The 18893-nt window shown below is 69.9% G+C and carries 18 protein-coding genes; 6 read left to right on the top strand and 12 right to left on the bottom strand.

The genetic code is table 11. The features are described from left to right. Window positions 1-127: 127 nt before the first annotated feature. Both VZQ01_RS08835 and VZQ01_RS08830 read right to left on the bottom strand, forming a co-directional pair. Complete coding sequence (locus VZQ01_RS08835) at window positions 128-370, bottom strand: hypothetical protein (protein ID WP_046712023.1); 243 nt, start codon at window positions 368-370, stop codon at window positions 128-130. Window positions 371-447: 77 nt separating this feature from the next. Next, complete coding sequence (locus tag VZQ01_RS08830) at window positions 448-2271, bottom strand: AMP-dependent synthetase/ligase (RefSeq protein WP_426747543.1); 1824 nt, start codon at window positions 2269-2271, stop codon at window positions 448-450. Between the two features lie 82 nt (window positions 2272-2353). On the opposite strand from VZQ01_RS08830, the gene VZQ01_RS08825 reads away from it, so the two are divergent. Continuing rightward, complete coding sequence (locus tag VZQ01_RS08825; RefSeq protein ID WP_408891278.1) at window positions 2354-3097, top strand: AraC family transcriptional regulator; 744 nt, start codon at window positions 2354-2356, stop codon at window positions 3095-3097. On the opposite strand, the gene VZQ01_RS08820 is transcribed toward VZQ01_RS08825, so the two are convergent. Continuing rightward, window positions 3081-4469 (bottom strand): DUF2079 domain-containing protein, encoded by a 1389-nt coding sequence (locus tag VZQ01_RS08820; RefSeq protein WP_426747542.1) that lies wholly within the window; start codon window positions 4467-4469, stop codon window positions 3081-3083. The two genes, VZQ01_RS08825 and VZQ01_RS08820, sit on opposite strands and share 17 nt — an antisense overlap. Window positions 4470-4637: 168 nt before the next feature. On the opposite strand from VZQ01_RS08820, the gene VZQ01_RS08815 reads away from it, so the two are divergent. Next, window positions 4638-5210, top strand: coding sequence for a hypothetical protein (locus tag VZQ01_RS08815; protein WP_426747541.1), 573 nt, complete (start codon window positions 4638-4640; stop codon window positions 5208-5210). 66 nt (window positions 5211-5276) lie between these two features. Here VZQ01_RS08815 and VZQ01_RS08810 read toward each other — a convergent pair whose 3' ends face one another. Genes VZQ01_RS08810 through VZQ01_RS08800 form a run of 3 tightly spaced genes read right to left on the bottom strand, consistent with a single transcriptional unit; the run spans window position 5277 to window position 8508 of the window. Continuing rightward, entirely contained in the window at window positions 5277-6728 is a 1452-nt protein-coding gene (locus VZQ01_RS08810) for a chondroitinase-B domain-containing protein (RefSeq protein WP_426747540.1), read from the bottom strand. Window positions 6729-6768: 40 nt separating this feature from the next. Then, the gene (locus tag VZQ01_RS08805) at window positions 6769-7734 is read right to left on the bottom strand and encodes an alpha/beta hydrolase (RefSeq protein ID WP_426747539.1); all 966 of its coding nucleotides are present in this window, start codon (window positions 7732-7734) and stop codon (window positions 6769-6771) included. A 51-nt stretch (window positions 7735-7785) separates the two neighbouring features. After that, window positions 7786-8508, bottom strand: a complete 723-nt coding sequence (locus VZQ01_RS08800) for a hypothetical protein (protein ID WP_426747538.1) — start codon at window positions 8506-8508, stop codon at window positions 7786-7788. A 311-nt stretch (window positions 8509-8819) separates the two neighbouring features. On the opposite strand from VZQ01_RS08800, the gene VZQ01_RS08795 reads away from it, so the two are divergent. Further along, window positions 8820-10265 carry a condensation domain-containing protein gene (locus VZQ01_RS08795; RefSeq protein WP_426747537.1) on the top strand — a complete coding sequence of 482 codons (1446 nt, stop codon included), beginning with the start codon at window positions 8820-8822 and terminating at the stop codon, window positions 10263-10265. Window positions 10266-10281: 16 nt separating this feature from the next. Here VZQ01_RS08795 and VZQ01_RS08790 read toward each other — a convergent pair whose 3' ends face one another. The 5 genes from VZQ01_RS08790 to VZQ01_RS08770 form a co-directional block, all read right to left on the bottom strand. Continuing rightward, window positions 10282-11472: an MFS transporter gene (locus VZQ01_RS08790; RefSeq protein ID WP_426747536.1), complete on the bottom strand. Its 1191-nt coding sequence runs from the start codon at window positions 11470-11472 to the stop codon at window positions 10282-10284. Then, window positions 11469-12881, bottom strand: a complete 1413-nt coding sequence (locus VZQ01_RS08785) for an ATP-grasp domain-containing protein (RefSeq protein WP_426747535.1) — start codon at window positions 12879-12881, stop codon at window positions 11469-11471. The genes VZQ01_RS08790 and VZQ01_RS08785 overlap by 4 nt, the downstream gene beginning before the upstream one ends. 24 nt (window positions 12882-12905) lie before the next feature. Then, window positions 12906-13544: a VOC family protein gene (locus tag VZQ01_RS08780; protein WP_267697311.1), complete on the bottom strand. Its 639-nt coding sequence runs from the start codon at window positions 13542-13544 to the stop codon at window positions 12906-12908. 12 nt (window positions 13545-13556) lie between these two features. Next, window positions 13557-14576: a hypothetical protein gene (locus tag VZQ01_RS08775; protein ID WP_426747534.1), complete on the bottom strand. Its 1020-nt coding sequence runs from the start codon at window positions 14574-14576 to the stop codon at window positions 13557-13559. 268 nt (window positions 14577-14844) lie between these two features. Continuing rightward, window positions 14845-15213 (bottom strand): YciI family protein, encoded by a 369-nt coding sequence (locus VZQ01_RS08770; RefSeq protein WP_267697309.1) that lies wholly within the window; start codon window positions 15211-15213, stop codon window positions 14845-14847. 108 nt (window positions 15214-15321) lie between these two features. Between VZQ01_RS08770 and VZQ01_RS08765 the strand changes: the two genes are divergently transcribed. Both VZQ01_RS08765 and VZQ01_RS08760 read left to right on the top strand, forming a co-directional pair. Beyond that, a complete protein-coding gene (locus tag VZQ01_RS08765; protein WP_324289061.1) occupies window positions 15322-15900 on the top strand; it encodes a sugar O-acetyltransferase in 579 nt (192 codons plus the stop codon). 479 nt (window positions 15901-16379) lie between these two features. Continuing rightward, window positions 16380-16751: a hypothetical protein gene (locus VZQ01_RS08760; protein WP_426747533.1), complete on the top strand. Its 372-nt coding sequence runs from the start codon at window positions 16380-16382 to the stop codon at window positions 16749-16751. Window positions 16752-16789: 38 nt separating this feature from the next. Here VZQ01_RS08760 and VZQ01_RS08755 read toward each other — a convergent pair whose 3' ends face one another. Next, window positions 16790-17656, bottom strand: a complete 867-nt coding sequence (locus VZQ01_RS08755) for an aldo/keto reductase family oxidoreductase (protein ID WP_223750317.1) — start codon at window positions 17654-17656, stop codon at window positions 16790-16792. A 104-nt stretch (window positions 17657-17760) separates the two neighbouring features. Between VZQ01_RS08755 and VZQ01_RS08750 the strand changes: the two genes are divergently transcribed. Continuing rightward, window positions 17761-18660, top strand: a complete 900-nt coding sequence (locus VZQ01_RS08750; protein WP_223750318.1) for a LysR family transcriptional regulator — start codon at window positions 17761-17763, stop codon at window positions 18658-18660. Window positions 18661-18893 lie beyond the last annotated feature (233 nt).

Raw genomic sequence — 18893 nt, 5'->3', positions numbered from 1 at the left:
AGGCCTGATTCTAGGCACCCTCCTGTGGGTGTGTCGCCCACATTTCTCCACCGGGCCCTGAGGCAGGTCCGTTGATTCCGTCTGCCTGCCTCGGGACGGAATCAACGGGACTGACACGGCGTGAAGGCTAGTAGCAGAGCCACTTGTTGAAGGGCGTGCGCTGACACTCGCACTCGCCCAGGTTGCCGTCGGACCAGGTGCAGGAGGTGAACGCTCCGGGGCGACAGAAGGTCCCGACGAGGGCCTCGCAACTGCCGGCCAGCTCCGACGACGCCTGCTCGGTGGCCTCGGGCGCCATCGGCTCACCCGTCTCCACGCCCCCACAGGCCGTCAGTCCGAACGCCACCGCGATTGCCAGGATTGCTCGCATGACCATCTCCAGTTGATTCGCGCGGAATGCGCGAAGTGCGGGGATAACTTAGGCGAGCCCAGGCGGGTTGACGACGCCTAGGCCCCGTACATCGACTCGATGAGCGCCGAGTGTTTGCGGGTGACGGCGTGGCGCTTGACCTTGAGCGACGCGGTGAGCTCGCCGCCATCCACCGTGAACGGGCCCGGGGAGACACGGAATGTCTTGATGCGCTCGAAGGACGCCAGGCCCGCGTTGGTCTCTTCCACCAGGGCCTTCAGGATGTCGTTGATGCGCGGGTGCGCGGGGTCGGCGGGGATGCCCTCGCGCCGGGCCACCATGGCGAGTATCTCCGGGTCGAGCGCGAACATGGCCGTGCAGTAGTTGCGTCCGTCGCCGAGCACGACGGCCTCCTGGACCAGCGGGTGTCGCTTGAGCTGCGCCTCGATTTTCAGCGGCGCCACGTACTTCCCGCCGCTCGTCTTGAGCAGCTCCTTCTTGCGCCCCGTCACCCGGACGAAGCCCTCCGCGTCGATGGAGGCGAGGTCTCCGGTCCGGAACCACCCGTCGTCATCGAACGCCTCCGCCGTGGCCTCCGGCCTGTTCAGGTAGCCCCGCGAGATGTTCGGTCCGCGCGCGAGCAGCTCGCCATCCGCGTCCACCTTGAGCTGGCAGCGGGAGAACGCGCGTCCCACCGTGCCAGGGCGCACGTCCTCCCTGGGATTGATGGTGAGCCCGGGACACGTCTCCGTCAGCCCATAGGCCTCCAGGATGGTCAGCCCGAGCGAGAGGAAGAACAGCTGCACGTCGACGCGAAGCGCGGCGGCGCCGGACAGGAGCACGGAGGCGTGGTCCAGGCCCAGGCGCGCGCGCAGCTTCGACAGCACGAGCCGGTCCGCCAGGGCCCGCTGCGCCTCCAGCCACAGGGGCCGGGACTTGCCGTGGGTCGCGGCGCGGCGCCCCACGCCCAGGGCCCAGTCCAGCATCCAGCGGCGCAAGCCCCGCTCGCCCTCGATGGTGCTGGTGACCTTCGCCATCATCTTCTCGAAGACGCGCGGGGCCGCGGGGAAGAAGCCCGGGCGCGAGGCGACCAGGTCCGCCGCCAGCGTGGGCACCGACGACATCACCAGCGGCGCGCCGAAGAAGGGGCCCGCGAACTCCACCATGCGTCCGAAGGAGTGCGCGGCGGGGAGGAAGAGGAACAGGCCGTGCGTGAGCACGTTGTCATCCAGGAGCCGCGCGGCGCCGACGTCCTCGAGCATCGCCAGCATGTTGTCGTGGGTTTGAATCACCGCCTTCGGCGCGCCGGTGGTCCCCGACGTGTACGTGAAGGTCGCGACGTGCTCGCGTCGAATCAGCGACGCCCTGCGGCGCACCTCGTCCTCCAGCTCCGCCCGTCGGGCGCGCCCGCGAGCCTCGAGCGCCTCCAGGCTCTCCCAGTCATCGGCGGGAGCAAGTCCGGCCGGATGGATGACGACCACCCTGGCGCGCGCGGCGAGCGCGTCGGGTGGGTAGTGCCGGTCGAAGAAGGTGAAGCCCGCACGGAAGGCGCGCACCTTGTCGAGCTGGTTCGCGTCGTCCACGACGATGAGCTGCGCGGCGGTGTCCACGTGCATGTAGCCCACCTCCTCGGGCAGCAGGCTGGCGTAGACGGGCACCGTCTTGAGGCCGACGCGCAGGGCCGCGAAGTCGACGAGACAGGACGCCATCGAGGTGTTGCCGACGAGGGTGATGCACGCGCCGTCGTCCACCGTGCCCGCGCTCAACAGTCCCGCGGCGAGCGACTCGATTCGCGGCAGCAGCTCCGACCAGCGGTGGTCCACATAGGTGTCGTCATGTCTGACGCGGAACGCGACGCGATGCGGCGACGCGTTCGCCCGGTCGAGAATCATCTGGGGGAGGGACGGGTGGACCTCGGCCATGGGGCCTCCTCGGTGCGTGGCGGGCAGGGGAGCGGCGTGTTTCACGAAGCCACGCTAGGTGCGGCGCCACGGGCCGGCTTGTATGATTCTGCAGATGCGGAGCCACTTGTTGCTGGGCGGAGGTCGAGCGCTCTACGTCGGCCGCTTCCACGAGTTGCCCCGGCATCGGTTCGCCGCCAACGCCGTGCTCGTGGGATTGGATGATGCGTTCGAGCTCGTCGACGGCGACGGCCGTGTCGGGCAGCACGAGGCCACCTTCGTGCGGGGGTGGCAATGGCACGCGCTCGACTTCCAGGGTGGGCGCGCCGCGGTGCTGTTCCTGGAGCCCGGCGTGAAGCTGCGCCATCAGGTCGACGCGAGCGCGGTGCGCGCGGCCGTGGAGACCGCCCTCGGTGCGCGACACCTGCAGCCCTGGACGGAGCTCTTCCAGCAGGCGCTGCACCTGGGGCCTTGCCCGCGGGAGGTCGACGCGCGCATCGCGCGGGTCGCCGCGTGGCTTGCTGCTCCCACGCGGGAGTCGGCGCCCGCGGACGCGGTGGGGTTGGCGCGGCGGGTGGGGGCTTCGACCTCGCTCGTCGAGCACCGGTTCAGCGAGCAGGTCGGCGTGCCGATGGGGGCGTATCGCGCGTGGCACCGGATGCAGGCGGCCGCGGCGCTCGCGCTCCGGGGGAGGAGCCTCACCGAGGTCGCGCACGCCGCGGGCTTCTACGACTCGGCGCACTTCTCCCGGCTGTTCCGAGGGATGTTCGGCCTGCCGCCCTCGAAGGTCTTCACCGACGGCCTCACGGGGACCCTCTTCGAGACGCGCGTCAGCGGTGCGCCGTGAAGCGCCCTCGGGCCAGGAAGACGTGCTCGTCGTCGATGAGGACCTGGGTGCCCGCGTCCTTGCGCCACACGTCGATGAGCTCGCTCACCCGCTCGGGCGTGAGGGGCCAGACGTCGCCATGGGGTGGCTTCTCGATGAAGACCCATTCGTGGACGCGCCCCTCGTCGGGCTGGGGACCTCCCACGGCGTAGAGGTCGTCGCGGTCCGCCAGCGGCGCGACGAGGTTACTGCCGAGCAGCGCCGAGCCCTCGCGGTGCTGCTGGAGCAGGTCCATGCCCCGCGTCAGGCTCGCCAGCCGCTCCGGTGTCGCGGGGCAGTGACGCGGAGACGTCATCGGGGAGGTGAGGGTGCTCGTGAGCTTCCGGAGGTTCGGCTCGTTGCTGGCGAGGAGGATGACGCCGGTGGAGGCGAGGACCCACGCGGGCGGCCTCCGGGCGCGGAGGACGGGCAGGAAGCCCATGAGCGCCGCGGCCACGAGCGACACGCCGTAGTGGAACCGCCAGGACATGGCGAGGAAGCGGATGCCCAGCATCGGCAGGAGCACAAGCAGCCAGGCCCAGTCCGGCCTCACGCGCTCGCGCCATGCCCAGAGTCCCAGCGGGACGAACAGCAGCACCAGGGTGCCCATGCGTGACAGGTGGGGCGGCGCCAGCCGGAGCGAGAGGTAGTGCGGCCACCCTCCCTCCATTCCCTGGCTCAGCCGGAAGCCGTAGTCCACGGTGGGGCCCAGCAGCCAGGGGCGCAGCCCGTAGACGCCCGCGAGCCAGGCGAGTGACAGCGCGCCCACGCCCGCCGCGAGGCGGCGCTCGCCCCGCAGGAGCAGCGCGAGCGTCAACATGACGCCGCCGAACGCGAACTCCTCCTTGCAGGAGAAGAGGAGGACCAGCGAGGCGAGCAGCAGCCCCGGGCGTCGTAGATGGAAGGCCACGCCTGTCAGCACCCAGGGCAGCACGGACCACGTCGTGGGGTGGGCGGGGAACTTCAGGGCCTCCACCACGCTGGGGCTCAAGAGCAGGAGCGCTGTGAGCAGGACGATGGCGCGGCGGCTCAGCAGTCCCTTTGCCTGGAGCCAGAGCAGGGGCGCCACGGTGAGCAGCACGAAGAGGGCCTCGACGACCAGCGCCGCCCACATGGGCGGGAGGAGCCGCGCCAGCGGATGCGCCACCCAGAGGATGGGGTCGAAGTGGTCATTGAAGATGAAGACCTGGCGCGCGCTGACCCACGGGTTGGGCTGGTCCAACGACAGACGCGCCACCGCCTGGGAATAGATGCCCAGGTCGAAGTTCGGGAAGCAGGCCCGCGCGGCCTGAAGCCAGACAGGGGTGACGACGAGCACCAGCCAGACCAGGACCACGAGCGGCAGCGCGAGCACTGCCAGTCGATGCCGTGGGCGCTCGGGGCCCGAATCCGGTGTGGGGGCAACCATGGTGGAGATGGCGCTTGCCAATAGCGCGTCATGACGGGCTCCGCTAGTGTTCACGCCTCGGGGCCAGAATCGAGTGGGGACGTGCGTGAGCAGACGTGGTTGAGGTGTGTCGTGATGGCGGCATGGCTGGGCACCGCTGTTGCCTGTGATGACTCCGCCATCGAACCGGAGACCGGTGGCGAAGTGGATGCGGGTGGTGGCGAAGTGGATGCGGGGCCTGTCATCCCGCAGCCTCGCGTCGTCTTCCTCCTCACCAACGTCGGGGCCTGCGCGGCCAAGCTCATCACCACGGTCAAGACACCGGCGTCGCACTCCATCCGGGTGGGGCAGGGGGAGTTGCAAGGCACGGGCTTTCCGAATTGTGGCTGCCCGCGCTCCACCGCCTGTCAGGGAAACGACCAACGCATGACGTTCGACATCCAGCCGGGGAAGACGGTGGAGTTCACCTGGGGAGGGCATCGCTTCTCACCCACGGGGGGCGGCTGCGATATCCAGCCCGTCCCCTTCGGTCCCGTGACGGTGACCGTCCCCTACTTCCCCCTGGCGGATGCCAGCCGGGCCTACAAGGGGCCCGAGGTCAACGTCTCCCAGACCTTCGACTACTCCCCGGACACGGGCGTCGTGGAGCTCCTCCTGAATCCGCCCAAGGACCTCCTCGTGGACGGCAGCCCGGGCGTGTGTCCGTGACCTGACCGACAGTGCCCGCCTTGCGCCCGTGGGCAGGTCACCCACGGGCCAGGGCGGAGTCCGCCGCTAACGCAGCCGGCGCCGCAGGCTCAACGGCAGGAGCAGCACGAGGAGCAGGGGCCACAGACCCGGGCTGGCGCCGCAACCGCCGCCGTCCTTGTCGGGGGCGCCCGTGTCCGGGTTCGAGCCCGCGTCCGCCACGCCGCCGCCCGCGTCCGGAGTCCCGCTGCCAGCGTCCGGGGTGCCGCCGCCCGCGTCCGGGGTGCCGCCGCCCGCGTCGGGAGTGCCCGCGTCGGGCTGCTGCGTGACGGGCGCGCAGTCACCGAGCGAGTGCTCCAGCGCGCCCAACGTGTGGGAGCCGGAGGTGGGCCGGGGGCGCTGGCAGAAGTCCTCGGTGACGGAGGCCCGGGGGGCGGCGGCGCCCACCAGCTGCGTCACCGGGCCCTTCAGCGTCAGGTCGCCCCGCATCGGCGCCACGTACCAGGACGTCCACGTGCCCGTGGCCACGTTCATCAGGTTCGTCCCCGCGGTGAAGCTGCCGGATTCGCGGTTCCGGATGACGGACGACAACACGTTGCCGTGGGCCTCGCCGGTGGAGGATGCGTAGCGGAAGTCCACGCCCGTCGTGGCGATGAAGGTGTTGAACAGCACCTGCGTGCGCGCGGCCCGGTTCAGGTAGACGGCGACATCCGAGCAGTTGGCGACGATGTTGTTGCGGATGATGCCATCCGAGTGCTCGGGGTCACACGGCACCGTCGCGTCGAAGGCCGGCGCACAGAACGCCGCGCCCGTCCCCCCGCCGCCGAAGGACAGGCCGATGCGCGTGTCCGACGCGGGCTGGTCCCTGACGCACAGGACACGGTTGCGCTCGAAGATTCCCCGCTTGCCGCCGCTCTTCATGAAGGCGCCGTAGGAGATGCCGCCCTGCTTGGCGAAGTCGTGCACCTCGTTGTCGCGCACCACCCAGTCGTCGCCCGTGTCGATGTTCACCTTGTTGACGGGCGTCCCCGTCACGCGCGGGCGGGTGTCGTAGATGTCGTTGCGCTCGATGAGCCCGCGGTGCGGCATCTCGAAGACGCCGCTGCCGTTCTTCGTCGCGTTGACCTTGAGCTGGGAGTTGAAGTCGCGCACGCGGCTGTTGCGCAGCACGAAGCCCTCCGCGTGGCCGGTGACGTGGAACGCGTGCTCGCAGTCCTGGTCGCGGGCGCAGATGCCCTCGATGGTGAGCCCGTCGAAGACCCAGGCGCGCCCCGACACCTTGAAGCCCTCGGTGGCGTTGAAGCGGATGAGCGCCGCGTGACGGTTGGCCGCGCGCACGGTGATGGGCTGGGCGTCGGTGCCCTCCGCCGCGCAGTTCAGGTTCGCGTTCACCGTGTAGGTGCCATCCGCGAGCACGATGTCGTCCCCCGCCTTCGCGGAGGACAGCGCGGCTTGCAGCTCCGCCACGGTGGTCACGTTCTTCGTGGCGGCGACACCCGACAGCGGCAGGAGGAGGACGACGAGGGGGACGGTTCTCATCCAGGGGACTCCAAGCGAGGGGGGCCCGGAGTCTACCCCGTCACGGGGCGGGGACGTCGCGCGCGAACATCCGGGCGAGCCACGAGTCCCGCGCCGCGATGCACGCCTGCGCCAGCGCCGACTGGGGGGCGATGTCGTAGAAGCCGTGGAACGCGCCGCCCCAGACGTGCAGCTCGCACTCGCCCCCCGCCGCCAGGACCCTGTTCGCGTAGGTGACGGCTTCATCCCGGAACGTCTCCGCGCCTCCCACGTCGATGAAGGTGGGCGGCAGCCGGCTCAGGTCCGAGGCCCGCGCGGGCGCGGAGTAGGGGGACACCTCCGGACCGCCGAGCCGGTCTCCCAGCACGGCGCGCCACGCGGTCAGGTTGCTGGTCCGGTCCCAGACGCCGACGCCGTCGTACCGATGCGCCGAGGCCGTCTCGTTGCGGTCATCCAGCATGGGACATTGCAGCAGCTGGCCGAGCAGCCGAGGCCCCTGCCGGTCCCGGGCGAGCAGCGTGGTCCCCGCCGCGAGCCCGCCCCCGCCGCTGCCGCCGAAGATGACGAGCTGGTTGGGATTGAAGCGCAGCGACTTCGCGTTCGCCGCCATCCACTTGAGGCCCGCGTAGCAGTCCTCCACCAGGGTGGGCGCGGGATGCTCGGGCGCCCGCCGGTACTCGACGCTCACGCAGACGGCGTCATGGCGCAGCGCCCAGTCCACCAGGGGCCGTGCTCCCGCGAAGCGGGTCCCCATCACCATGCCGCCACCATGGATGTGGTAGACGGCGGGCCCGGCCACCGAGTGGCCCCTGCGGGAGATGACGCTGACGACGATGTCATCCCCCTGACACCCGGGAACGGTGTGGTCGACGCAGTCGACCTGCGCGTCCCCGATGAGCGCCTCCCGCGTCACGTCGCTCAGTCGGCGGAAGTGCTCGAGCTGCTCCAGCGTCATCTTCAAGGGGACATAGCCCGCGAGCGGGGCGAGGAGCGGGGCCAGCTGGGGGTCGAAATCGGGGTGAGTCATGCGTGCTGCATACCCGAAGCGGCGTGCGTGGTCAGCCACGGGATGCGCCGTCTACGGGAGGTAGCGCAGGCGGGGGCCTCCGATGCCGTACTCGTGGAGGATTTGCTCGAGCGGCGAGGAGAGGTCCCCATCCGGGGTGGTCCTCTTCAGCTGCTCCTTCTGCCGCTCCTCGACCTTCGTGCTGGCCGTCGCGGCCTTGTCGTCCAGGAGTGTCTTCTCGTGTTTCTCCGCGAGCCGTCCGTCCTTCGCGGTGCCCTTGCCCGCCATGGGATATCTGCCTTTGTCCGGGAGCATCTGCGCGAAGGTCTGTCTCTTGTCGGCGATCTCCTGGAGGCTCAGCACGCTGTTGAAGATGACCGAGCGGTGGCGGGCGGGCTCCGCGACCATCCATGTGACGAGCATCTCCCGGAGCAGTGGAAGCACTTCGGCGGGCACGCCCCCGGGGTCCTCGCCGGGGCTGCGCACCATCCGCAGCATCGCCTGGGCAAGCTCCGGGTCGCTCACGCCCGTTTCTGCCTGGACGGCGCTCAGACGCGAGAGGAAGACGGGGTAGCTGACCCTGTACTTGGGGTCGGCGTCGCTGGGCGTCCTCAGCCCCTGCTGGTCCGCGCTCTTGTCGTGGGCGATGGGCGCGCCGTGGCCCAGGACGATGAACTCGCCTTCGGGGGCGCTCGGGTTCGGGACCTTCACCCCGATGGGCACCTGCCCCGAACCCACGCCCAGGCTCAGCAGCTTGCCCCGAGGCGCCGTCTTCGCCGCCTGACGCAAGCCCATGGCCGCGGAGGCCCACCAGGCGAGTCCGTCATCGGCCGGAGCCGGCTCGTGGAAAGCCGCTAGCCGTGTCGTTGGTTCCCAGTGGAGGCTGTTCCACACTGTCTTGCTCCGTCGTTCCGACTCCCCCGCATCCGGAGCGCAATGGCAGACGTCACCGCCCGTCCGGCGTCGGGCTTGGTTGAAGGCATCCGACACTGAGCTGAAGAGAGCTTGTCCAGGCCGAAAGGCAACCACAGTCTGTGCGCAGGGCTCACTGACACGAACCCAGGTCAGCGATGCGCTGAACACACGAAAGAGAAAGGGTTTCCTCCATGCATCAGCTCCCCCTCGAGGAGGCGGGGTTCCACGCCGGGCATGTCCATGAATGGCGACTGCGCCCCGCCGCGAACACGCTCGCCTCGCTCTCGGCCGGAGACCGGCCCGCCTCCTACAACCAGGAGAAGCACTTCGCGGCCGCGGTGTCCGCCCGGCAGGAGCACGTCTCGGAGGACTACTGGATTGGCCTGTCGTTCAGCATCCCCGGCCCGCTCGACCTGGCGGCGCTGGAGGCGGCGCTGCTGCACTTCGTGAAGCGGCACGAGGTGCTGCGCTGCGGGTTCGAGCAGCTCATCGCCGGGGACCTGCGCTGCGACGTCATGACGCCCTCGGAGGTCCGGTTGGAGCGCACCGACGTGGGGCACTTCGCGTCGGGCGAGGCCGTGACGGCCCACATCCAGGCCACGTTCAACCGGGACATCGACACGCTGTCGTGGCCGCTGTTCGTGATGGGCGTGGTGGTGGAGGCGTCGCAGGCCACCGTCTACATGGGCTTCGACCACATCCTGTGTGACGGCCTCTCCCTGGTGTTCGCGGTCGAGGACGTCCAGCGCGACTACGCCGCCCTGGCTGCGGGCCTGACGCCGGCACCCGGGGTGGCGGGGAGCTACCTCGACTTCGGGGACGTGCAGCGCCACCGCTATTCGAAGCTGACCGCGGACAGCCCCGAGCTGGACTACTGGCGCGCCTTCATCGCGGACGCGGGAGACCTGTTCCCGCACATCCCGCTCGACCTGGGCATCGAGTCCGGCCGCATGTACCCGGCCCGCAACAGCACCGTGCGGTTGCTGGACGACGCGGGGGCCCAGGCGTTCGAGTGCCTCTGTCAGCAGCGCGGCGTGAAGCTGTTCATCGGCATGCTGGCCGTCGTGGGCATGGCCCTGCGGGACATCTCGGGCGCCCAGGTGTACCGGGGGTTCATGCCCATCGCCGAGCGCAAGGACCCCCGCTGGCGCAAGTCCTTCGGTTGGTTCGTCAATACCCTGGCCATCCGCTTCCCCATCGCCGACGGGATGACGTTCCCGGAGGTGGTCGAGGGGGTTCAGGCAAGCTTCGAGGAGCTGCTGCGCAACGTCGACGTGCCCTTCGTGAAGGTCTGGGAGTTGCTCGCGCCGCAGTACTTCCACTTGAGGACGTGGCCGTTCCCGGTCAACTTCTTCTCCTTCCTCGACTACCGGAAGCTCCCCGGCGCGGACATGCTCGACGTCTGGCGGCCGAAGACGCTGCCCGAGTCCTCGCACTCCAACACGGGGAACATGTGGTTCTACCGCAACGCGGAGGGGCTCTTCCTTCACTCCATCATCTGTGATGTCCCCAAGAGCGTGGACGCGTTCGACCGCTACCGCGCCGCCATCACCTCCACGCTCGAGGACCTGGTCCGCGGCTCCGTCCGCGGTGGCGTCACGCCCCGGGAGGGCGGTCAGCCCTCCGCCTCGCTCTGACGGCGTGTGGGCGTGCTCACCGGGTGGCGGCGGCGTCGGGCAGCGTGGCCGGGCTGCCGCCCCGCATCGAGCGCGCCGCGACCACGGCCAGCGCCAGGAAGATGAGGATGAGCGCGCGAGGGAATGCCTGGGTGCCGAACACGTCCTGCAGCACGCCGATGGCCGAGGAGCCGGTGACCCCGCCGACCCCGCCCGCCATCGTCATGGCGGCGCTGCAACGGAGCAGCTGCGCCCCGCTGAAGCGGTCGCCGATGGACGCCAGCGCCACCGTCGTCGTGCCGTAGGCGCACGCGCCCCAGACGAACAGGAACAGGAACAGCAGGGGCGTCGCGACGCCGATGACCCACGGCAGCGCGGCGCCGCCCAGCACAGTGAGCAACGCGCAGCCCATCATCACCGGGCGTCGGCCCCAGCGGTCGGACGCCCAGCCGATGGGGGGCTGCAGCACCACGTTGCCGACGTTCAGCACGCTCAGCCCGATGCCCATCACCGCCGTGCTCGTGCCATGCGCGGCCCCGAACCTGGGCAGGAACGCGAGGGACGCATGGTCGAACGCGCCGAACGACGCGGCCGCCAGCAGCGCCGCCGGAATCAACCCGAGCGCCCCGAGCACCGGCGCGCGCGCCGTGCCGTGGAAGTCCGGCAGCCGCTGGCGGACGAGCAACACCCCCAGCGCGCACGCGATGAACGCGGCGCCGAGCAGCGCGAAGCAGTGGGGCGAGCGGAAGTCCACCAGCGCCACCACCAGCGGCCCGCACGCGAAGCCCGCGGACAGGAACGACGTGTAGATGCCGAACACCCGGCCCCGGCGCCCCGAGGGCGTGAGCTGCGCGAGCCAGGCCTTGTTGACGATGTAGAAGCCGCCCACCGCGAGGCCCCACAGCAGGCGCGCGACAATCCACAGCAGCGGCTCTGGCACGAGCGCCATCGCCACCATCGCCGTCAGGCCGAGCAGGCAGCTGGCCACGCCGATGCGCACCGCGCCGAACCGCTCGGCCGCCCACGGAATCACGAACGACGAGGCAATCAACCCCAGCGGGCTGCACGCCGCGGAGATGCCAATCACGCTGTCGGCCACGCCCTGGCGGGCCAGCAGCACGCCGAGCAACACGGGCGTGCCGCCCACCGCGACGGCGAACATGCCGACCAGGAACGAAATCGTGAAGATGCTCCGCCACGCGGCGGCGTCCGAGAGGGGGGGGCTCATGACGCCGGGTGGCGGGCGACCAGGACCGGCAGCATCGCGCCGCCCTTGTAGAGGCTCATGATGGGACTCTGGTTGGCCCGCGACAGGAAGCCCACCGCCTTGCCGCCGAAGATGAACATGTTGAGGTCCGCGATGCGCTGGGTGATTTCGCCCGTCGTCGGGTCCGGACAGTGGACGACGTGGCCCTGGATGTACTCCTGGGCCACGTACGAGGCGTCGGACGCCGCGGTCTCGACGGCGCGCCGCCAGTCCTCCTCCCGCGCCTTGTTCCCAATCACGATGCCGTCGCCCCACGTGGCGTTGGTCGGCTTGAGCAGGAAGCGGGACCTGTTGCGCTGGAGGTAGTCGCACAGGTCCACCGCGTCGCCCTCCATGGAGATGGAGCGCCCGGGCGCCACCACGCGCGTCCACGGCACGTGGCGCTGGAACAGCTGGCGGTCCGCCGGTGAGAAGTGGTCGCCGAACCGCGGGTCGCTCAGGAGCGCCAGGATCGACTTGTCCGCGTAGAGCCACTGGCAGGCCAGCGGGTTCACGCTGACCACGTCTCCGTCCGCCACCGCGCGCAGGTACGGCTCGGCGTCGGGGCACCGGACCAGGTCGCGCAGGTCCCACTTGTTGTAGACGAGGTCGATGCGCGTGCCCCGGTGCGTCACGTGGCCCGCGCCGCGCGCCAGCTCCCGCAGGTCGATGAACTCGCAGTGGATGCCGCGCTCGTCGAAGCCCTGGATGATGAGGTCGGTCTCGCTGGTGAAGCGGCCGTTGTAGTTGACGATGCGGACCTCGCTCGGCTCACGCCCCTTGTCCGCGCGATACGTGTCCAGCATCTCCGAGATGAACAGGTTGCGCGTCTCCACGATGGGCTGGGGGACCAGCTCCACGTCGCGCCCCCACGCGGCCAGGATGGGGTTGGGCCGCGAGCGCCACAGCCGCGTCGCCATCCCGGACGCGAACAGGTTCGCGGGACAGTCGGTGTTGGTCTCCAGGATGAGGTAGCGGCCGTCCGGCGCCACCAGGCCGTCGAAGCGGCAGATGCGCGTGAGCGGCCGGAACCCGGGCGCGGCGAGCAGGTAGTCTCGCACCGGCTCATAGCCGCGATAGAGCCGGCGGACCTCGTCGTCGTGGCGGTACAGCTCCAGCACGTCGTCGAACACGCGGATGAAGCGCTCGCCGGCGAGCTTCAGCTCCGCGGCCCAGTCCGCGTCGATGAGGGTCGGCCGCAGGCACACCGGGTACGCGTGGTTGGCGTCGAACTGGAGCCGGTGGTCGAGCGCCGTCGCGCGCAGGTCGCGCTGTGCCGCCGCGATGTGCTCACGCTCGTCGGCCGAGGCCCGGGCCAGCAGCGCGTCGAGCTCCGCGTCGTAGGGACACAGCGCCAGACCGCCGCCGTCTTTCTGAAAGGGAGAAGCCACCTTGGACATCGTCGACCCCAGGGTTCAAGTCAGGATGCGGATTCCCGACGGCGTGCGAATCGTCGCGGTATAGCGGAGCGCCTCGCCGTGCTTCACGGCGGGCGCGCCAGGGATGTCGAGTGCCTCGTACAGCCGGGTGATGCCGGCCGGGTCCGGGTGCTCGAGCGTGAAGGCCAGAAGCTCACAGCCCCGCTCGGTCTGGGGCGCGAGCGTCGGGCGTGCCCCCTTGCGGTCGATGAGCGAGGGCACGACGCCCCCCATCGGCAGCGAGCCGTCCACGGGCACGGCGAAGAAGTAGCTGGACGCGCCGGCGTGGAACTCGCGCGGCTCACCGAAGACGCCCGGGTGCCGGGCCAGGTCCCGGGCGAAGTGGTCGGTGCTCGCCACCCAGCCCCGCAGGCGCCTGCCGTCGTCCCACGCCCGCCGCACCGCCGCGCGGTCGTCCAGCCCGAACCACCGGGGGTGCGCGGGGGGCGGCGCCTCCTCGTCGATGGCAATCACCTCCAGATAGGCGGCCTCACCTAGCCGGAGCAGGTGATTGTGCGTGCCCATGTGGATGTGCTTGCGGCCGAAGGGGATGTCGAGGTCCAGGCACTCCCGGAGATGTGAGATGCCTTCGACGAGCGAGGGTGCGATGACGGAGAGGTGGTCGAGTCGAGGCATGGTGTCGCGGGGTCAGCCCTGGACCAGCATCGGGTCGGTCGACTGGACGATGGCGGTCGAGAAGCGGTTGTAGCCGAACAGTCGCACGAGGATGCGCCGGTTGTCCTTGATGATGTCGCGGCAGTGCAGGGCCTTGGTGTTGTTGATGAGGATGGCCTTGCTGGAGTCCAGCGTCACCTGGAGCCGCTCGGCGTTCGCGATGCCGGCCTGCAGCGCGGCGAGGGCCCTGTGCGCGGTCTCCGGCGCCCCGGCGCACGCGGAGAAGCGATAGGCGCTGAACCGGAACGCGTAGTCGCCGTGTGGGTTGTAGTCCACGATGGAGACGTCGCGGCCGTCCTCGTCACCGGGGACGTAGGAGTCGGGCCGGGTGAATTGATAGTGCTTGCGGGTCAACGCGTCGACCACCGGCTCTCCCAGGGCCTCCAGCACCGGCGTCACCGGGATGACCTGGGTCGGTTCCTGGAGCGGATTCCACCGCGCCGTCAGAATCAGCGTCGAGGGCGCCGGGGAGCGCCGCTGCGTCGCGTGGAACGAGCAGTAATACGGCGGCTCGGTGTGGGCGCCGAGCGCGAGGCCGGAGTGGGAGGAGAGCTCCACGTCCTCGGGCGCGGGCTCCTCTGGAATCTTGTGCTGGCCGCCCCCCTTGAAGTTGCCGACGATGCGGACCATCTCATTGTAATCCAAATCGTACGCGAAGGCGCGATTGTCACAGAGGTTCAACAGGAGCTGGCTGCGTGACGCGAGCACCTGGCAATCGAAGTCGACCTTCAAGGACTCGAGCGACGGCCTCGTCTCAGGGACGCCCTCGCCCACCTCTCGCATGCCCTCGACCACCAGCAGGGTGGTGCGATTGCTGGCATAGCCATCCACCACGGCGCGCTGCCCGGGGTCCAGCAGCTCTCGCAGCGCGCTCGCGCTGGCCTCGGCGCGCTCACGGACCCCCGCGGCTTGTGGTCCCCCTGCCCGAGCCAACCGCACGGCCTGTTGATGCAGGTATTCCGCCTGCGAAGGCAGCCATTTCAGGACCGCCACTTCGGTGTGAGGACTTGCGGATTTTCCGTCTGACCTCGCGACACGAGTCATCTCGGCCCCCGACTCAGCTTCGAGCTGGGGCGCGCAGATACTACCGGTGTGTCTAGTAGTCCATATTAATCTTGAATTGATAGGGATGGGGTGCGGCGGCCACCCCAGTCTCCTGGAAGCTGAAAGGAGTTGGTGGGCGCTTCAGGGCAGACACGCAACAGTCCGAGCGAAGAGTTCCACTGCACCAACCTCCTGGCGAGGCACGGAGGCGGGGGCCTCAGCCCGGGTCCTCCTCCTCGTAGCAGACGCCGATTTCGCGCAGCTCGACGGTGGACCACTCGGCCGCGGGACACTGGCTGGCGATGGCGAGCGCTTCTTCCCGGCTCGCGCAGTCGAAGAGGACGTAGCCTCCGACGACCTCCTTGGATTCGGCGAAGGGGCCATCACGCAGGGTGCGCTGGTGGTCCCGGACCTCGATCCGGACCCCCTCCGAGACGGACCGGAGGGAGTCGCTGCCCTTCCAGAGCCCGCGCGCCTGGAGGTCCTGGACGAAGCCCACCATCCGCTCCATCTCGCGGCGGCCTTCTTCCGCCGTCCGGCTCCGCTTGCGCTTGCTCTCCTCCATGACCAACAGCATGTACGTCATCACCGACTCCGTGCGAGGGGGGGGCGCCCAGCGTCCTCCATCCGCCGCCCGGGCTGAAGCGTTTCCTGGCGCTGGACGCGGGCGCGGCCCGAGGGCCAGGCTCGTGGGATGCCCCTCCAGAACCTCATGCGCATCCACGACCCGGAGTCCCTCGCGAGAGGAGAGCGGGCCTTCAGCCCCGAGTTCGCGGCGATGAGCCAGCGGGTGCTGCACGTCACCGGGCTGACGTCACGCCTCAACGTCCTACCGTTCGAGGACGAGGCGGGCAAGGCGGCGCTGCTCGAGCAGATTCTCGGGCGGCCGCTGCCCAAGCGGGTCACCGTCTATCCGCCGTTCTACACGGACCATGGGCTGCGGCTGGAGCTGGCCGAGCGGGTGTTCATCAACCAGGGTTGCACGTTCCTCGACCATGCCGGCATCCGGCTGGGCGAAGGGGTGATGGTCGGCCCGAAGGTCACCTTCATCACGATGAGCCACCCGGTGGACCCGGGGGACCGGCGGCTGTACCTCACGGGCGCGCCCATCGAGGTGGCCCAGAACGCGTGGATTGGCGCGGGGGCGACGATTCTTCCCGGGGTCCGGATTGGTCGCGACGCGGTGGTCGCGGCCGGAGCCATCGTCTGCGACGACGTGCCGGACGCGAGCCTGGTGACGGGCCCGAAGGCGACCGTCCACCGACGGTGGTGAGCCACACCGGGGCCACTCGACCCGCGCGGCCTGCCACGACGCAAGGGCTGGCCGGCGGGCCGCGACTCACTCGAATGTGATGATGAGCTGCTCCCACGCGCCCACGGCGGTGCGGTTGGCGTTCACCGTGCCGCTGCCACCGCCCTCGGCCACCACGTCGTTCTTCGCCGTTCGAGGCGCTCTGGCCGATGGCCTGCCCGCCCCAGGGGCTCGATGGTCGGCAGCCCGTTGCTCGAGAACGCCGTGCGCGAGTCGCGCATGATGGAGCCGTAGTCGTACCCGAGGAGCCCCCCGTGCCGTCGATACCTCCCCGGGCCAATACCGAGTGCGATTCGCGTTGGAGAAGCCCGCACCCTCGGGAAGAAAAAGCGGCTCGCGCGTTGGTTTGTGTGGAAAGGCCAAAGTCATTTCTCCGGAGCCCGGCATCCATCATGGCTGTGGGAATTCCAATCCAAGTCCCCATTGGAAGGAGCAACACCATGAAGCGAGCGTCCCTCGTTGTCTCGGCGGTGATGATGTCGGTCGGGTTTGCCAATCCGGCGCTGGCGGCGCCCATCACCGTGAATGGCTACGTCTGCGCGGCCACGTACACGCGTCAGCCCAATCTCACCTACGGCCAGGGCTACGTGGTCGTGCAGGTGTACACGGCGGCGAACTGCACGGGGAGCTTCGTCGGCAACTACTACTACCTGGGCGCGAGCGCCGCTTCGGCGGGCTACCAGTACAGTGAAGCGGAGCGCCTGGGGCTGTTCGAGCGCGCCACCCAGGCCGCCACCCAGGGCACGCGGGTCACCCTCTACGTGGAGGGGGCTGGCGTCGGCATCCTCGACACGACCTACCGCGGCAACTGACGTCGGGCGGGACGCCGCGCGGGGTGTCCCGCGCGCGGTCAGCCCCGCTCGGTGAGGCGGTTGAGCAGGTCCAGGTCCCCGGCGCTCAGCGAAAGCGAGGCGCTCGCGAGGTTCTCCCGGAGGTGGGGGCGTGACGACGTGCCAGGGATGAGCAGCACGTTGGGGGCGCGGTGCAGCAGCCACGCCAGGGCGACCTGCATCGGCGTCGCGCCCAGGCGCGTGGCCACGTCGTTCAGCGTGCTCGACTGCAGCGGGGTGAAGCCGCCCAGCGGGAAGAACGGCACGTAGGCCGTCCCCGTGGCGGCGAGCTGGTCGATGAGCGCGTCGTCATGCCTGTGCGCCAGGTTGTAGTGGTTCTGCACGCAGACGATGTCGACGAGCTTGCGGCCCTCGGCGACCTGCGTCGGGGTGACGTTGCTCAGGCCGATGTGGCGGATGAGCCCGCGCTGCTGGAGCTCGGCGAGCGCGGTGAGGGGCGCCTCGATGGAGCCCTCCACCGGGCCCTCGGCGCTGAACATGGCCCGGAGGTTCACGACGTCCAGCACGTCGAGGCCGAGGTTGCGCAGGTTGTCGTGGACCGAGCGCTCGAGGTCCTCGGGAGAGGACGCGGGCTCCCAGGAGCCCTGGGGGCCACGCACCGCGCCCACCTTCGTGGCGATGACCAGCCCGTCGCGATAGGGGTGCAGCGCCTCTCGGATGAGCTGGTTCGTCACATGCGGGCCGTAGATGTCGCTGGTGTCCAGGTGGTCGACGCCCTGCTCGATGGCCTCGCGCAGCACGGCGAGGGCCGCCTTACGGTCCCTGGGTGGACCGAAGACACCGGGGCCGGCGAGCTGCATGGCGCCGTAACCCACGCGGCGGACGGTGTGGGTGCCGAGGCGATAGGTCTGGGGGATGGGAGACATGGTGGAGGTCCTTGGGATTCGAGGTTCTCCCTTTCTCTACGGAGGGCGCCGCTGCGCGACAATCGGTGGCAATGCGCACGGGCTGTGCGAAAATCCGCACAGTGATGGATGAGTTCTCGGACCTGACGGCCTTCAGGGCGGTGGCGCGTGAGGGCGGATTTCGCGGCGCGGCGCGGGTGACGGGCAGCAGCGCCTCGCGGCTGGGGGACGCCGTCCGCCGGCTGGAGGCCCGGCTGGGGGTCCGGCTGCTCCACCGGACGACGCGGAGCGTGACGCTGACGGACGCGGGGGCGCGGCTGCTCGAGCGGCTGGAGCCCGCGCTGGGGGAGGTCCGCTCGGCGTTGGACGTGGTCAACGACTTCCGCGGCCGACCGGCGGGGCGGCTGCGGCTCAATGTCCCCATCGCGGCGGCGCGGCTGGTGTTGCCCCGCATCGTGCCGCCGTTCCTGGCGAAGTACCCCGACATCCGCATGGAGGTCATCGCGGAGGAGCGCCTGGTCGACGTGGTGGCCGAGGGCTATGACGCGGGCATCCGCTACGAGGAGCGGCTCGCGCAGGACATGGTGGCGGTGCCCATCGGTCCGCGTGTCCAGCGCTTCGCGGCCGCCGCCTCGCCCGCGTATCTCGCGCGGCGTGGGCGCCCCAGGCATCCGAAAGAGCTCCTGAACCATGACTGCCTGGGGGGCCGGTTCACGAAGGGGCCGCTGCACGCGTGGGAGTTCGAGCGCGACGGGGTGACGCTCAACGTCGAGCCGAAGGGCCCGCTCATCGTCGGCCTCGGGACGACGACGGACCTGGCGGTGGCCGCCGCCGTGGCGGGGACCGGCATCATCTACGACTTCGAGGACTGGCTTCGTCCCTACCTGGACCGGGGAGAGCTGGTCCCCGTGCTCGAGTCCTGGTGGCCGAGCTTCTCCGGGCCGGTCCTCTATTATCCCGGCCGCCACCACCTCCCCACACCGCTGCGGGCGTTCATCGACTTCATCCGGTCGATGAAGACCTGAGCGTTCGCGGCGGGGCCAGGGCCCTCCCCGGGTCGAGGGCCTTCTCCTGACGGCCGTGACGGCCCCGGGCGTGAAGCCTCAACCGAGGATGGGGAGTCCACTCTCCCGCAAATCGTGCGCGAATGGCGTGTTTGACATTGATGTGACGCAGGCGGACGCAAAACCTGCGTTGAGAGTGTCTTTGTTCGGGTGCCTTTGCAGTGTGCATATTCTCAAAATCGGATTGTCCGGGA

Source organism: Myxococcus faecalis, assembly GCF_050039385.1.
Lineage (GTDB): Bacteria > Myxococcota > Myxococcia > Myxococcales > Myxococcaceae > Myxococcus > Myxococcus fulvus.
The sequence above is the reverse complement of the archived record's forward strand: the minus strand, read 5'-3'. Positions and strand labels throughout refer to the sequence as shown.

What these genes read in the sequence shown, in the direction of transcription:
- VZQ01_RS08835 (WP_046712023.1), bottom strand. Translation starts at nt 370, where the DNA reads ATGCGAGCAATCCTGGCAATCGCGGTGGCGTTCGGACTGACGGCCTGT.
- VZQ01_RS08830 (WP_426747543.1), bottom strand. Translation starts at nt 2,271, where the DNA reads ATGGCCGAGGTCCACCCGTCCCTCCCCCAGATGATTCTCGACCGGGCG.
- VZQ01_RS08750 (WP_223750318.1), top strand. Translation starts at nt 17,761, where the DNA reads ATGGATGAGTTCTCGGACCTGACGGCCTTCAGGGCGGTGGCGCGTGAG.
- VZQ01_RS08805 (WP_426747539.1), bottom strand. Translation starts at nt 7,734, where the DNA reads ATGACTCACCCCGATTTCGACCCCCAGCTGGCCCCGCTCCTCGCCCCG.
- VZQ01_RS08825 (WP_408891278.1), top strand. Translation starts at nt 2,354, where the DNA reads ATGATTCTGCAGATGCGGAGCCACTTGTTGCTGGGCGGAGGTCGAGCG.
- VZQ01_RS08780 (WP_267697311.1), bottom strand. Translation starts at nt 13,544, where the DNA reads ATGCCTCGACTCGACCACCTCTCCGTCATCGCACCCTCGCTCGTCGAA.
- VZQ01_RS08755 (WP_223750317.1), bottom strand. Translation starts at nt 17,656, where the DNA reads ATGTCTCCCATCCCCCAGACCTATCGCCTCGGCACCCACACCGTCCGC.
- VZQ01_RS08765 (WP_324289061.1), top strand. Translation starts at nt 15,322, where the DNA reads ATGCCCCTCCAGAACCTCATGCGCATCCACGACCCGGAGTCCCTCGCG.
- VZQ01_RS08770 (WP_267697309.1), bottom strand. Translation starts at nt 15,213, where the DNA reads ATGACGTACATGCTGTTGGTCATGGAGGAGAGCAAGCGCAAGCGGAGC.
- VZQ01_RS08760 (WP_426747533.1), top strand. Translation starts at nt 16,380, where the DNA reads ATGAAGCGAGCGTCCCTCGTTGTCTCGGCGGTGATGATGTCGGTCGGG.
- VZQ01_RS08790 (WP_426747536.1), bottom strand. Translation starts at nt 11,472, where the DNA reads ATGAGCCCCCCCCTCTCGGACGCCGCCGCGTGGCGGAGCATCTTCACG.
- VZQ01_RS08815 (WP_426747541.1), top strand. Translation starts at nt 4,638, where the DNA reads ATGGCGGCATGGCTGGGCACCGCTGTTGCCTGTGATGACTCCGCCATC.
- VZQ01_RS08795 (WP_426747537.1), top strand. Translation starts at nt 8,820, where the DNA reads ATGCATCAGCTCCCCCTCGAGGAGGCGGGGTTCCACGCCGGGCATGTC.
- VZQ01_RS08800 (WP_426747538.1), bottom strand. Translation starts at nt 8,508, where the DNA reads ATGGGCTTGCGTCAGGCGGCGAAGACGGCGCCTCGGGGCAAGCTGCTG.
- VZQ01_RS08810 (WP_426747540.1), bottom strand. Translation starts at nt 6,728, where the DNA reads ATGAGAACCGTCCCCCTCGTCGTCCTCCTCCTGCCGCTGTCGGGTGTC.